Annotated in this window: 11 protein-coding genes; all 11 read left to right on the top strand. The window is 48.2% G+C overall.

What is annotated here, in order from left to right:
• The first annotated feature begins 99 nt into the window (after positions 1-99).
• The 11 genes from HMPREF1207_RS13920 to HMPREF1207_RS13970 all read left to right on the top strand — a co-directional run bounded on the left by HMPREF1207_RS13920 (position 100) and on the right by HMPREF1207_RS13970 (position 14883).
• Positions 100-3141: an S-layer homology domain-containing protein gene (locus tag HMPREF1207_RS13920; RefSeq protein WP_009677021.1), complete on the top strand. Its 3042-nt coding sequence runs from the start codon at positions 100-102 to the stop codon at positions 3139-3141.
• Positions 3142-3201: 60 nt separating this feature from the next.
• A complete protein-coding gene (locus HMPREF1207_RS13925; RefSeq protein ID WP_009677113.1) occupies positions 3202-3783 on the top strand; it encodes a hypothetical protein in 582 nt (193 codons plus the stop codon).
• 230 nt (positions 3784-4013) lie between these two features.
• Positions 4014-4292 carry an alpha/beta-type small acid-soluble spore protein gene (locus HMPREF1207_RS13930; RefSeq protein ID WP_009677087.1) on the top strand — a complete coding sequence of 93 codons (279 nt, stop codon included), beginning with the start codon at positions 4014-4016 and terminating at the stop codon, positions 4290-4292.
• Positions 4293-4438: 146 nt separating this feature from the next.
• Positions 4439-5647 (top strand): methionine adenosyltransferase, encoded by a 1209-nt coding sequence (metK, locus tag HMPREF1207_RS13935; protein ID WP_009677028.1) that lies wholly within the window; start codon positions 4439-4441, stop codon positions 5645-5647.
• A gap of 480 nt (positions 5648-6127) precedes the next feature.
• A complete protein-coding gene (locus tag HMPREF1207_RS13940; protein WP_009677094.1) occupies positions 6128-8746 on the top strand; it encodes a stalk domain-containing protein in 2619 nt (872 codons plus the stop codon).
• An 88-nt stretch (positions 8747-8834) separates the two neighbouring features.
• Positions 8835-10022, top strand: coding sequence for a sensor histidine kinase (locus HMPREF1207_RS13945; protein WP_170318734.1), 1188 nt, complete (start codon positions 8835-8837; stop codon positions 10020-10022).
• A complete protein-coding gene (locus HMPREF1207_RS13950; protein ID WP_009677083.1) occupies positions 9994-10719 on the top strand; it encodes a response regulator in 726 nt (241 codons plus the stop codon). The genes HMPREF1207_RS13945 and HMPREF1207_RS13950 overlap by 29 nt, the downstream gene beginning before the upstream one ends.
• Before the next feature lie 50 nt (positions 10720-10769).
• A complete protein-coding gene (locus tag HMPREF1207_RS13955; RefSeq protein ID WP_009677033.1) occupies positions 10770-11162 on the top strand; it encodes a hypothetical protein in 393 nt (130 codons plus the stop codon).
• An 84-nt stretch (positions 11163-11246) separates the two neighbouring features.
• On the top strand, positions 11247-13490 hold the full coding sequence (locus HMPREF1207_RS30305; protein ID WP_016423746.1) for a DEAD/DEAH box helicase: 2244 nt from the start codon (positions 11247-11249) through the stop codon (positions 13488-13490).
• 330 nt (positions 13491-13820) lie between these two features.
• Complete coding sequence (locus tag HMPREF1207_RS30310) at positions 13821-14336, top strand: ComF family protein (RefSeq protein ID WP_231392046.1); 516 nt, start codon at positions 13821-13823, stop codon at positions 14334-14336.
• Positions 14337-14466: 130 nt separating this feature from the next.
• Entirely contained in the window at positions 14467-14883 is a 417-nt protein-coding gene (locus HMPREF1207_RS13970; RefSeq protein ID WP_009676992.1) for a flagellar protein, read from the top strand.
• Positions 14884-14962: the final 79 nt, after the last annotated feature.

Here is a 14962-nt window from a genome sequence, read left to right on the forward strand (position 1 = left end):
TCTATTATTTCGTTACTAGATTCTATGTGGTCTTCAGACTGCAGATGAATTAGTTATACATTTAGGCTCAACCACTCTGGAAAGGGGGTGAATCATTCGATGAGTAATATGAGCTCAAGAATTCCTAATCACTCTCAAAACCCGAAAGATATTCAAGGAGGAGACAAAAAGGTTATGAAAAAAAGTTTATCCGTAATTCTTTCCACAGCTATGGCATTGTCCGTATTTTCTTCCGTAGCATTCGCAGCTAAAGCTGACGATTTCACTGATCTTAAAGATCTGGACGCGGCTACAAAAGCCAAGTTCGACGAAATGATTCAAGCAGGTATTTTTGACGGTGTGGAAACTAACCGTTTCGGCCTGAATGACAAAATGAACCGCGCCCAATTCGCTAAAGTTGCTGCTTTGGTTTTCAATCTGAAATCCTCCGCTACAACTTCCAGCTTTGATGATGTAAAATCCAGCGATCCTGCTAACGGTTACGCTCTTCCTTACATCGAAGCTATCTACAATGCTAAAATCACTGATGGCTATGCAGAAGGTAAATTTAACCCTGCTGGCGATGTAACTAAAGAACAACTCGCAGCTTTCTTGATCCGTGGTCTGGGTAAAGACGCTGAAGCTAAAGCAAAACCAGGCGTTTCCGATAAAACAGTTTCCGACTGGGCTAAAGGATACGTTCAACTGGCTCAAGAACTGAAATTGTTTGAAACTCCTGCAGGTCAACCGTTCAACGGTACTTCCCCTGCAACTCGCGATCTGCTCGTGACTTCTTCTTATGCAGCTAAACAACAAATCGTACCTGATAAGGTTTCGGTTGCAGAAGCTAAAGCAACTGGCGTTCAAAAAGTTGAAGTTAAACTTAACGGTCCTGTTGACACAGCTAAAGCTAAGCTTGAACTGAAAAAAGGATCCACTGTTGTAGCTACAACTACTGAATGGGCAGCTGATAAAAAATCCGCTGTACTCACTCTTAGCGACAATGTCAAAATCGGCGAAGCAACTTACACTGTAGTTCTTTCCGGTCTTGAAGCTAACGCAATCGATAAAGCATCCGTAGAATTCCAAGGCGTTAAAGAAGAAATCAAATCCCTTGAGTTTGTTAACGCTAGTGACACGATTGCACAATCTGCAAAAGCTCGTGTGAAACTGGTTGCTAAAAACCAATACGGTGAGAAGTCTTCCCTTAACTCCAGCGGTTTCACAGCTAATACTCCAGGTTTCGACAGCAACCTGACAAAAGATTCCGATGGATTCTTGGTTCTGACTATCAACACTAAGAATGCTACTGGTGGTTCCACTCCAGGAGTAACAATCGTTCCTGTTTATGTATACGACAACGATTCCCGTGTAACTGTAAGCAAAAACTTTAAACTCGGCGTTCAGCCTTTCGTAACTAAAGTTGAACTCGGCGATGTTAAATATGCTTCCGGTAAAACGGCTCTTAACAGCAAAGGTGACACAGCTACAATTTCTCTGACTCAGTACGATCAATATGGTAACCCGGTTGCTTATGACGACACTGATGCTATTGTTAATGTCTTCACAAACGTTCAACCTTACGTTCAAGAAATTAAGAGCGAATACGGTGACTTTGACAACAATAACTTCGGAGAAGTTCGTGTATCCTTGACCGGTGCAGTAGACAAGAGTGGAGAATATACTATCAACGTATACGCTGGTGGTTCCTCCGCAACTAAGAAAGTAAGTGTTAACTCCGCTAAAGTCGCTAACAAAGTTGAATTTGGCGAGTATGACGATGTAATTGCTTCCCGTGATACGAACAAATACATCCCAGTTAATGCTTACGACGAGCAAGGCAACAAACTTTCCGTTGATGACCTTGTAAACGATACGAACCTTGCTCGTATTCGTGTTAGTGGTTCTGGTGTAGATGTAGCAACTAAACTTGTTAAATCCGGCGAGCATAAAGGTAAAATCCAGATTACAAGTGTTACTGCTCCAGAAAACGCTACTGCAGTAGTGACGCTTTCCATCACTGAGCCAGGCGTAAATGATTACAAGACTAAACAATTCAAAATCAATAAAGCACGTGTAGCTGATGCTCTCAAGATTAAAGACGAAGCTGCAACTAAGATCTATAGTGAAGCTGGAAAAACTGTAGAGTCTGAGTTCAAATTCGAAGTTCTTGACCAGTACGGCAAGAAGCTTGACCAAATCAAAGGTGGACCAGTTGTTGAAAACGGCAAGTCCGTTAGCTACGCTGTTTACTTTGAAGCTGATGTTGTAACGGCTCCTGAGAACCTTTCGGTTACTGCTAAAGATGCACGCGCAAATCTAACAGTTGGTGGAGATGGAGTTCGTTTGACTGACTTCACTGCTTTCAACAAAGGATTCAAATTTGTAGCGAATGGCGCGCCTAAAGGAAAAATTTCCTTCACTGCTAAGCTGCAAAAGAACAGTGGAGACGGCTGGAAAGATGCTAGCTCGAATGCCACAAGATCTATCGAAGCAATCGACAAAAATGCAGATCTGATCTACTCCGTAACTGAAGTTAAAGATCTGTTCGCAGCTAAAGATAGCGGTCTTCTGACTACAGATCAAAAACAACCGACTTCCAGTGCGGTTGCCAAATCCATTAAAGTAACTGCTAAAGACGGTGCTGGTGATAAAGTTGCAATTCCAGAAAACCGTATCGAAACAGTAACTTCTTCTACTTATGAAGTTGCAGTTGCAGACGTTGCCAATGGTAAAGGTTATGTACTTGGTAACAAAGCAGGAACTTCCAAGATTTCTGTGTACTACAAGGACATCAAAGATAACTATAAAACCGTTACTTATGATGTAACTGTACGTAACGAAGCTGTAAAAGTAGATAAGATGACTGCTGAAGAAACCTACACTGGTGCAGCGGATAAGACCTATGCATATGAATACATGGATCTTAAAGTTGTTGATCAGTACGGTGTAGAATACAAGGAAGCAAAAATCAGCGAATACGACAATCTTCTTGGAGTTCGTTACATCCTTGAAGAAGCAACAAATGATAGTAACACAGCTACCGGTGCTAGCGTAAATAGCAAAACAGGCCAAATTACAGTTGGATCTGCTACGAAGCTGACTGTAAGAGCAACTGCTGCTAGTGGTGTTAGCAAAACAATCTACCTCACTATCGAGTAGTATTTACAACCAAAAAGTGGACCCTTCGGGGTCTCTTTTTGTTATAAGGGAGAAATTCTAATGCGCTATACGAGAGGTATCCTTTCAACAATCGGATTGGGTGTTTTACTAATAGGCATTCCCAATGTTAGGGCGGCCGCTCCCACACCCGGCTCCGCAGATGACCCGGTCGTAACCAAGAGCTATTTGGAACAATACGTTCAAGGGCTTGGCGGGTCAGTTGGTACTGGCGGGGGAAGCAATAGCTTAACAGAGAGCAAGATTAAAGAAATCATTGCGCAAGAAATCGCTAAGCTGCCAACGAACAACGGTGGAGGCGGAACGTCATCCACAGGTCAAGGCAATGCCATGAAAGTTGTTACGCTTAAAGCCGGACAAACTATTTTGGCGGACGCAGGTTCTGAGCTGATTGTACGTAATGGTAAGACTCTGGCCGTGAGTAATGACGATAATGGCATTCCGGATGTAACGGCCGGCAAAGATCTGGCTGCGGGTACAGTGGTACAAAACAATCACCTGCTAATTTTCCCGAGAGACGGCCGTGGTGTTAAGCCTGATCTTAAGGAGACGGCAGACGTATATGTAATGGTCCGTGGTGGATATGTGGTTCAGAACGCGGATGGTTCTAAGGTTCCTCAATAAAGAGAACCCTAGACTGGTACATTTTTATAACATTAATGGTGGCATGGATTCCAAATTTGGAGTCCATGCCATTTTTTGTTTTTGTAAATGTTTTTTGTTTTCATCCAAAAAACGATCTATGATGAACGTAAACTCCTCCATAAATTAACCAAGCTGACAACAACTTATACGGGTCGAATGAAGTCGAAAGGTGATACTAATCGCATAACCAGTGAAGGAGTGTGAAAAAGATGTCGAAGAACAACAATAAGGTGGTACCGGAGTCGCATAAAGCTTTAGACCTACTTAAATACGAAATCGCTGCAGAGATGGGGCTGCCTGTTGGGAAACAAGCTTTGGGAAGCTTGGATTTAAGCACGGAGTTTGCATCGGAGCTTGGTTCTATCCCCGCAACTTCGATAAAAGAGGACTACTGGGGGCACATCAGTTCAAGGGACAGCGGGGCGGTTGGAGGGGCTATCACTAGCCGGTTAATCCGCAAAGCGGAAGAGGTTCTTTTCACTTTATAATTCATACCTGTTTCGTTGACATTCATCGACAAATGAAGTAACATAACTTCAAGAAGGTCCTGAAGCAACCTTTTCCACCGAGGAAAAGGTTCATTTTTTGTGTAAGTTCGCACTTGTTTCTACATACTAAATCCAGTAGGAGGTCGATGACATTGGCACTAGAACGCGGCAGACGTTTGTTTACATCCGAGTCCGTGACAGAAGGTCATCCCGATAAAATTTGCGATCAGATTTCCGATGCGGTGTTAGACGCATTTTTGGAGAACGATCCGAACGCACGTGTAGCTTGTGAGGTATCTGTGGCTACCGGTTTGGTTCTGGTCATCGGCGAAATCACGTCCCGTTCCGAATATGTGGACATTCAAGCCATTGCCAGAAAAACAATTAAGGATATTGGTTACACACGCGCGAAGTATGGTTTCGACTACCAAACGTGTGCTGTGCTTACATCCCTGAACGAACAATCCCCTGACATTGCGCAAGGGGTAGACCAGGCTCTTGAAGCCCGCGAAGGCCAAATGAGCGACGCTGAAATCGAAGCGATCGGTGCAGGCGACCAAGGTCTCATGTTCGGATACGCAACGAACGAAACACCGGAACTGATGCCGCTGCCGATTTCGATGGCGCACCAGCTTTCCCGCAGACTGACTGAAGTCCGCAAGAACGGCACCCTGGAGTACCTCCGTCCGGACGGTAAGACTCAAGTGACGGTTGAGTACGATGGGGACAAGCCTGTACGTGTTGATGCGATCGTAGTATCTACACAGCACAGTGAAGAGGTCACTTTGGAGCAAATCCAAAAAGACATCAAAGAACACGTTATCAAGCCAATCGTTCCGGAGCAATTCCTGGATGAGAACACGAACTATTTCATCAACCCGACGGGCCGTTTCGTAATCGGCGGACCTCAAGGGGATGCCGGTCTGACTGGCCGTAAAATTATCGTAGATACTTACGGTGGTTACGCTCGTCATGGCGGCGGCGCGTTCTCCGGTAAGGATCCGACAAAAGTCGACCGTTCCGGCGCTTACGCGGCTCGTTATGTCGCCAAAAACCTCGTTGCTGCAGGACTCGCAGAAAAATGCGAAGTACAGCTTGCATACGCCATCGGCGTTGCTAAGCCCGTTTCCATCAGCATCGATACGTTCGGCACAGGGAAAGTAAGCGAAGAGAAGCTCGTTGAGCTGATCCGCAAACATTTTGACCTTCGTCCTGCCGGTATCATCAAGCAGCTCGACCTGCGTCGTCCAATCTACAAGCAAACAGCTGCTTACGGTCATTTTGGCCGTAACGATCTGGATGTTCCTTGGGAACGTACAGACAAAGCTGAACTGCTCAAAGCGGAAGCTCTGTAGAACTGAGGTTTTACTTTTCAACCATTGTCTGACAAGACGTGAAGAACACGGCTTGATCCTAAGGGATCGGGTCGTGTTTTTTTGTTCGCTAAATATATGAGGAAGTAGAGTTTAAGTTTAAGAAGCTATGTGGCTAGGAACGAGAAAATAGCGATATTCGGGAACAGCGGCAAATATGTTGAACAGAATTTATGGAAAACCCTAATCGCAACAGTACAACGACGCTCACCTTAATAGTCGCTGAATCACTACCTCCTTAAGCACATCTAATTCTCTTAAGCCCTCAAAAAAGCATAAAAAGACCGATTTTAGACCCGATTATTCCAGTTTGGACCAAATTCCGAGCCTTTTGCTCTCTTTTCTCAAATACTCTAGGAAAAATCACATAAATTTCGTAACTTTTTAGCTAGTTTAAGAGTCTATACTATTGTGTGTCCTAGTTGATTTTACCTATTCAGGAGAGAGGAAAGTGAAAGAAGAATGAGGTTTACCAACAAGCTGTGGAGATCGACACTCGCATTCGTCGTTGCTTTTCAGGTAGTCGTATCCCTGCCTGTTCCCACATTTGCCGCTGACCCTACGGTTACTTTGAAGTCGGAAAGCATTTTAACTTCGGGTGCCGTTATGAAGAAGTACGTTTGGAACTTTACCAGAAACAATAAGAAGGTCTCGGCAACTGCCAACGTAGTAGAGGTAGATTTGACGAACCCGTATGTAAAACTGGATGTAATCGCTGGGAAAAATAATCAGTTTACCGACAAGCAGACGGTGGCGACGATGGCCAAAGCGGCCGGCGCAGTCGCGGCGGTTAACGGGGACTTTTTTAATACGCAAGCGGAGGGCGTGCCCTTGGGCCCGCAAATCACCAACGGTCAAATTATGTCGACCCCATCCAACAAAATGTCCGGGTTGTACGCTTTTGGGATAACAAAGGATAACAAGCCGGTGATTGACCTGTTTGCTTTCCAGGGTGCGGTAAAAGCCAAGGACGGCACTTCTTTCGAACTCGGAGGCATCAACAAAACGTACTATTGGTATGATGACGGTACTCACAGCCATACGGACGGGTTGTTCATGTATACCGATGCTTGGGGACAGGTGGACCGTTCCAATGACGGAAAATCCGTGCCGACCGAGGTCTTGGTACAAGACGGGATTATCAAACAAATCGCACCGGATACGGTTATTAAAGTCGAGCCGCCTAAGAACGGGTACATTTTAAGAGCCGCGGGCAAATCCGCTCAATTCGTCAAAGAACATTTAAAAGTCGGAGACCCTCTTACGGCGGATTACGCGTTTATTAACCAGCGTACGGGAACGGCCTATGCGAACGATGCTTTTAAAACAATGATCGGGGGCCACTCCATTCTCGTAGACGGAGCTAAAGCCACTTCCTTCTCCCGTGATGTCTCTTCCCTGGGTGGTTACCGTTCCCGTACCGGCGTAGGATACTCCCAAGATATGAAGAAGGCCTATCTGGTTACAGCCGATAAGAACGACAACAGCGCAGGAATGAGCTTGCAGGAATTCCAGCGTTTCCTAATTCAGATCGGTGCTTACAAAGCGATGAATCTGGACGGCGGCGGTTCCACGCAAATGGTCGAACGTCCTCTTGGCACGAACAATATCCAACTGGCTCATGTAACGGAATATGGCACGCAGAGGGCTGTCGTGAATGCCTTGGGAGTCTTCTCAACGGCACCGAAAGGCCAAGCGAAGGGTTTCACTATGAAAGGCGACACAGAACTGTTCCTGAACGAGAAAGCGACGTTTACCTTCAGTGGTTATGACGAATATTACAACCCGATTGTTTCGGACAGCGTCCAGCCTACCTGGAGCGTTTCCAACAATCTTGGGAAATTCGATGGAAATGCCTTCATTCCTACGAGCTTCGGAAGCGGTAAAATTACGGCGACAACCAGCGCTGGGTCATCGAACCTGGACGTAAAAGTAATACGCCGTGCGGATATCAGCTCAATGAAGGTTTCGAAAGCGAGCGGACAAGGGCTTGTTGCGGGCGGAAGCTACAATTTGAGCGTAACCGCGACGACCAAGAGCGGCAAAACCAAGGAAATTTCCCCGGCGTCGCTTGAGTGGGAAGTGCTCGGTGTGAAGGGCGAAGTCAAGAACGGCGTCCTGAAAGTAGACAGCCTGGAGGGCAGCAAGAATGCCCAAGTTATCGCCCGGTACGATGGGTACAGCAGTATGCTGAACATCCCGCTCGGCAATGAGTCCATGTGGTACAACCTCGATGACAAATCAATTTTGACCACTTCGGAAAGTTTCCCGGCTGAAGTCAGTACGAAGCTGAGCATCGTGAAGAACGAGTCCGGCAACAACAGTCTGCAGCTCGCTTACGATTTTACCAAAGGCAGCGGCAACAAGGCATCTTACGCGGTCTTTAACAATACCGGAGCGCAGTTGTACGGCTACCCGCAAACGATCAACCTTAAGGTAAAAGGTGACGAAAGCCAGAACTGGCTCCGCGCCGAAGTGATCGATGCGGATGGTAAAAAAGAACTGGTTGAGCTCGCCAAAAACATCAACTGGCAGGGCTGGAAGTCCATCTCGGCCAACTTGTCCGGCCTTAATCTGAAATACCCGCTGACTTTGCGCAGCATCTATGTGGTTAATCCGGAGCAAGGTCAGGACGAGCGTGCGCTGCAAGGCAAGATCGAGCTTGACGACATCTCTTTCAGCTATCCGAATTATGATACACCGTCCGGCAGCCTGAACAAAGTAACCCTGCAAATCGGCAATCAGATGGCAACCGTTAACGGAAAATCGTACTGGCTGGAGCAAGCTCCGATTAACGACCGCGGAAACACGCTCGTTCCGACACGCTTTGTTTCGGAAGCTCTGGGAGCGAAAGTGCTGTGGGATCAGGAGGCGCTCCGGGCAACGGTTGTAAAAGACGGAAACATCGTCGATATGTGGAACAATGAGCTCGATTTAATCACGAACGGCAAGCGGGTTACCGCCGAAGTTCCGCCGCGTATCATGAACAATTTAACGATGGTTCCGCTGCGTCTGCTGACTGAAACTTTAGGCTGGAAAGTCACGTGGAATCAGGCCGAACAGATCGTTAACCTGCAATAAATAGTTCTATTAGTTTACTCTCAAACAGCACAAAGTATGGTACTATAGAAGGCAGACCAATTTGTTTTGAAAAGGGGTTTGGAGCGATTTGCAGGTGGATGCATTAGACCGTGTCATCAAGAACGCCATCGAAGTCATGGAGAGCAGCAAGTACCAGGTATTCGAAATTTGCGAGAGCGCCCGGGGCGAACGAGAGTCGCTTCTTAGGGAATTAAGTCAAGTTAAGGATGAAGTTACCCAGACGATCGAGCTGGTGGACAACCTGGAACGTGGCTACAAACGTGCGCGTATCCGTCTTACGGAAGTAAGTCGTGACTTTGCCAGATACCGGGAAAATGACATCAAAACCGCCTACGAGGCGGCTATATCGCTCCAACTGCAGCTTACGGTATCCAGAGAAAAAGAGAATCACCTGAAAGAAAGACGCAACGACATCCAACAAAGAATCAAAAATGTAGACAAACAGCTCGAGCGGGCGGAAATGATCGTCTCCCAGATGAATGTCGTTCTCGAATATTTATCGGGTGATCTTAATCAGGTCACCCGGATTCTTGAGTCGGCCAAAAACCGCCAACTGCTCGGGCTGAAAATAATTTTGGCCCAGGAAGACGAGCGCAAGCGCATGGCCCGTGAGATTCATGACGGGGTAGCGCAGACCATGGCGAACGTCGTACTTCGCACGGAAATCGCGGAGCGCATGGTGACCAAACAGGAATATACGGCGGCAAAGGAAGAACTCATAGATCTTAAGTCCCAGCTGCGGTGCGGGCTGGAGGAAGTTCGCAAAATGATCTTCAATCTCAGGCCGATGGCACTGGACGATCTTGGCTTGATTCCGACCGTACGTAAATTCGTACAGGATTTTGAAGATAAGACCCAGGTACATACGAAGCTTGAAATTTCGGGCAAAGAAACAAGACTTCCATCCGGGATGGAGGTCGCTATTTTCCGCCTGATTCAGGAAACCTTCTCCAATATTCTCAAGCATGCCCACGCAACGTTCGTTACACTTGAGCTGTCTTTCCAGGAGGATCTGGTGAGTATCTTCATTAATGACAACGGAATCGGTTTCAATGTGGACTTAACGGAGCATAAGATTGCCAAGGGCAACAATTTTGGCATCATCGGGATGCGGGAACGGTTGAAGCTACTCGAAGGGGACATGGCCATCTACTCAGAAAAGGACGTGGGAACGAAGATTACGATGTTGATTCCCATTCGCGCAGAGAACAAGGAGGAAATTGGTAATGGACAACCAGGGGAGTCCCAAGCGTAACGTAAGACTCATTCTTGCGGACGATCATCAGCTGTTTCGCGAAGGCCTCAAACGAATCATTAATATGGAAGACGATATGGAAGTCATCGGGGAGTGCGGCGACGGTATTCAGGTTATCGAGCTCTGCAACGAAATGCAGCCGGATGTAGTCCTGATGGATATTAATATGCCGCTGGAAAACGGCGTTGTTGCTACTGAGCGGCTAAAGCTTATTTTTCCCGACGTTAAGGTGATCATCCTTTCGATTCACGACGATGAAAGTTATGTGTTTGAGACACTTCGCAAAGGTGCTTCCGGATATCTGCTGAAGGATATGGAGGCGGAGGCGCTGATCAATGCGATTCGCTCCGTTGTAGCCGGGCATGCTTATATTCACCCGAAAGTCACCGGTAAATTGATCAACCAGCTCCGTCGTATGACATATCTGGATGATAACGGTGTTATGGGTTCCGGCAACGGTGTTCAAGAATCCGGACTAAAATATATTCATGTTCCGACAAGCCCGCTGACCAAGCGTGAAGCGGAAGTTTTGCGTTTGATGGCTGAAGGCAAAAGCAACAAGCTGATCGGAGAATTCCTTTATATCAGCGAGAAGACTGTAAAAAACCATGTGAGCAGCATTCTGCAAAAGATGGAAGTAGACGACCGTACACAGGCCGTTATTATTGCCATCAAAAACGGCTGGGTGACTCTCTAGGAACCAACCCTCCCGCCAAGGCATATAGTATGCTAAGGGAGGGAGCCGTCATGTGGACCGGATTGATGTTATTTGTAGGGAGCTACATCTTCTGTGTATGTATGCTCCATGCGTTAAAACGCCCCAATGAAGAGGTACGTTCGTACCACCTGCTTTTAGTGACCAAGGATAACCAACTGCACATCGAGTGGTATATCCGTTCTTTGTTTTTTCTGGCGAGGTTCAGCGGAAAATCGCTGACCGTCTCCGTAATTGACGAAGGGTCTACGGACGATACGCTGCGGATTGCCGAGAAGCTTTCACGTTCCTACGAGCTTAAGATCAGAACGGTTTTGCCCGAATCTTCCTGGGAAGAATGGGCTTCATCACCCGAACGCGATAACCTGGTGGTTATGCATGTGAGCAACCAGAAACAGTTGGTTAAACTTCCGTTGTTTGAGTAAGCGCCTAGGATTCTTCATTGGCTCTGTATCGTCTGTGGTTTACGTAATCGTTTACAACCGAATAAGCGTTGAAGTAGGTGAGGCATGAAAGTTCAGGTTTACGCTGCTGCCGACGATAATGGTTGGCAATGGCACATTTCCCTTGCAATGGCCGTCGACTTCACGTACTGGTTCGAGCGGCTCGGACGTTCCGTCCGGATTGTGCTGCTGGAGCCTCCTGTCTCAGTTGGACAAGCTCTGGCCCTGATTGATGTGTTGAGCTCTCCCTCCTGCATGAAGCGATTCTCCCATGTTTTCCCCGAAATTCATCCGTCTGTTTATACACCTTCTTCCTCACGAGAAGACCCTGATTGGCTGAAAACCGATTTTTTAATCCCCCACTCTTATTCTACAGGTAAAAGAAGTACCCCCGAAACCAAGTCTGATCTCTTCAACCCCCCTCATGTAATTCATCCTATACCTTTTTCATCAACGTCTTTAAATGATTACTTACAAGCAGCAACCCTAACGGAATCAACCGCAACTTTAAACCATTCTCCGCCGCTTGACGGTAGAAAAAACACACTCCTCCCAGAAAAATTAATGCGTACGTCCCCGCCGGTTCCTTCAGAAATCGTTCAATCCCTCACTTCCCGTTCGATAGATTATGACAGCTGGCTTACTTGCGGTCCATCTGCGTTTCCTGACAATTCCACCACATATGATCGAATTATAGAAGCACTAAACGGCAGAAGCCTTTTGAGTGAAGAAGTCATCCGGTTGCTGGAGGCTTCTGGGATGGCAGAGCTGTTGGAAAATAGTGTTTGGAAAGCTTACATCCAATTGGCTTATTTAAACGGGGATATCACCTTGACTAATGGATTACAGAGCAACCAGATGAGAAAGTTTCCGGCCTTTTGGCGGCGGCAGACCACCTATAGCTGCAAGAGATGCGGAAGCGGCAAACTTCATTTTACTCCCTGTTATCATTGCGGAACGGATTGCGCCTACTGTGAAGAATGTCTGACTATGGGGCGAGTGCGCTCCTGTACTTTGCTCATTGAAGGAGTTAAGGGAAACTACAAGGGTGAGGAGGATGTTTACCGGTGGCCTGGAGATGTAAAAGAAAGCCCAAGGGGAAACCGTTATCCTAAAAATAGTACAAGAGAATCTGCATTCGATCCTACTTTGGAGGTTTATTTAACCCCTTGGGGTCTGAGTCCGGCTCAAACAGCAGCTTCAAAGGAGGCGCTTGCGTTTTTAAGCAGCACATCGCCCCCCGGCAGCAAAGATGCGGCAGGAAAAGCGGGGCTGCCGCGAAGCGGCGGAGACCTGGATGCGGGAGAGAAAGGCGGCAAAACAGCGCTCAGCTTCCTGATCTGGGCAGTCACGGGAGCGGGAAAGACCGAAATGATCTTCCCGCTCCTCCAATACGAACTTGCGCACGGACGCAAGGTCGCGATTGCCACGCCGCGTCGGGACGTCGTACTCGAGCTGCAGCCGCGCCTGATGCGCGCATTTGAGGGCCGCAGCATCGTGACGCTGTACGGCGGCGGCAGCCAGACTTGGGAAAACGGCGATATCACGATCGCAACCACGCATCAGCTTATGCGCTTCGCGCATGCTTTTGATGCCGTGATTATCGACGAGATCGACGCTTTCCCGTACCTGAACAGCGCGGCGCTGGAATTCGCCGCGCGCAAAGCTCTCGCGCCGGGAGGACGCTACGTCCTCCTCTCGGCGACGCCCCCGCGGGCACTGCAGCGCGAGGCGGCGTCCGGACGCCTGCCTCACGTCACCGTGCCCGTGCGCTTTCACCGGCACCCGCTGCCTGTGCCCAAGCGGGTGCCGGTGCCTCCGCTGCGGCGTATCCTCCGCAGCGGTGCCCTGCCCCAGACGCTGCGTGCGCGTCTGGAAGGCTCGCTCGAACGCGGCGCGCAGCTGTTCGTGTTCGTGCCGGAGATCAAGCTGGTGGACCCGCTTGTCGGGCTGCTTCAAGGCCTCTGGCCGGACAAGGTTATCGCCGGCACATCGTCCAAAGACCGCGAAAGGTCGGTGAAGGTAACCGACTTCCGCGGCAAGGTTACGGACATCCTGGTCACCACAACGATTTTGGAGCGTGGCGTGACCGTGCCTAAAACGGACGTATTCATCCTCGACGCGGATTCCAGTTTGTTCAACGAAGCGGCTTTGGTTCAAATGGCAGGCCGTGCGGGAAGATCGAAGGATGACCCCCGAGGACTTGTTTTTTTTGCAGGATTGGAAAATACCGTCTCGCAAACAGGGGCAATCCGGCAAATCAAAAAAATGAACCGGACAGCACGGAAAAGAGGCTATTTATTGAATTAAGTCAGTGAAAGGAAGGATAAACGAATGATCGGTCTATCCAACCCCAAGCCGCCTGCGGCATGGTGGAGCAAGGTGAAACGATGGTTTCAGTTTCCTGAAGCCGAGATAAACGCACGTGATCGAGAAACGGCTAATTGTGTTTGCTGCGGCGGGCGCAGGAGCTCCGCCCAAGAGAGCCTCGGGCTTTGCATGACCTGTTTTACCGCCATTCCTTGGATAATGGCTGTGCGTTGTCCGGTTTGCGGCCGTCCGGATGATTGTCCGGACTGTATCCGACGAACGACGTGTTTTTTCCGGTACAGCCGAAGTGCAGTCCGCTATGACTCCCTGATGAAAGAATGGCTGGCCTCCTACAAATACAGGGGCAATGAGCGCCTGCTTCCTCTTTTCTCCGGGATGATGGTACATGCCTATCATCAATTGATCAAAGAACTGGTGGCGGCGGGGCACGAAGGTTCCGGCTTTCACTGCATCAGTTACGTACCCATGAATGTCAGCCGCCTGGCGGAAAGAGGCTTCAATCAGGCCGAGGCCATGGCCGTAGAACTGGGAAGACGGCTCTCGCTGCCTGTGATGCCCCTGCTTGAGCGGTCAAGGCATACGGCTAAGCAGAGTTTTAAGTCAAGGGGGGAGCGGCTCAACGATCTGCAGGGAGCTTTCAAGCTTCTTGAGGAAGCCACAGGATCGATTGCGCGGCTGCAGGAGGGGGCTGCGGGTCAAGGATGGCCGATTCGCGTCCTCCTGCTTGACGATGTCTACACAACAGGGAGTACTCTAAACCAATGCGCCGAGACTATAACGCAATCTTTACCGGTAGAGGTTTACGGGCTGATGTGGGCGCGTTAATTCTGCCAAGGTGCATGATATGGAGAGAAATAAACATATTTCCAACTCTTTCAGAAGGCCCCTTCTCAACGCAAGTCCAATACGTTACACTAGTCGTATACTATACTTGAAGTTTGATAAGGTGATTATAATGAGCATGAACGTTCAAAACTGTCCGCGCTGCGGAAAGCTTTTTGTGAAAGGATTTGCCGAAACTTGCCCGGCCTGCGTAAAAGACATTGAGGCTCAGTATGTTGCATGTGCGGACTACCTGCGGCAGAATCGTAAATGCGATCTTCAGGAGCTGCATGAAGAGACGGAAGTCCCTATGCGCCAGATTATCCGTTTTATCCGCGAAGGCCGTATTTCGATAGCGGATTCACCGAATCTGACCTATCCCTGCGAAGTTTGCGGAAACCCTATTCGTGAACATACCATGTGCGACTCCTGTCGCCAGCGCCTTGTACGGGATGTGAATCAGATGATGGATGAGGGCAAAAACAGCGCAAACGCGGAAAAAGACGCTCATCATTTTCGCATTACGGACCGCTTAAAAGACCGGCACTAATCAGAAAAGCTGTATTTAACTAAAAAGATCATATCCTTCTGCCGATAATAGTAATAACCATTATCGGTTTTTTTGTAGA

The organism is Paenibacillus sp. HGH0039 (assembly GCF_000411255.1).
Lineage (GTDB): Bacteria > Bacillota > Bacilli > Paenibacillales > NBRC-103111 > Paenibacillus_F.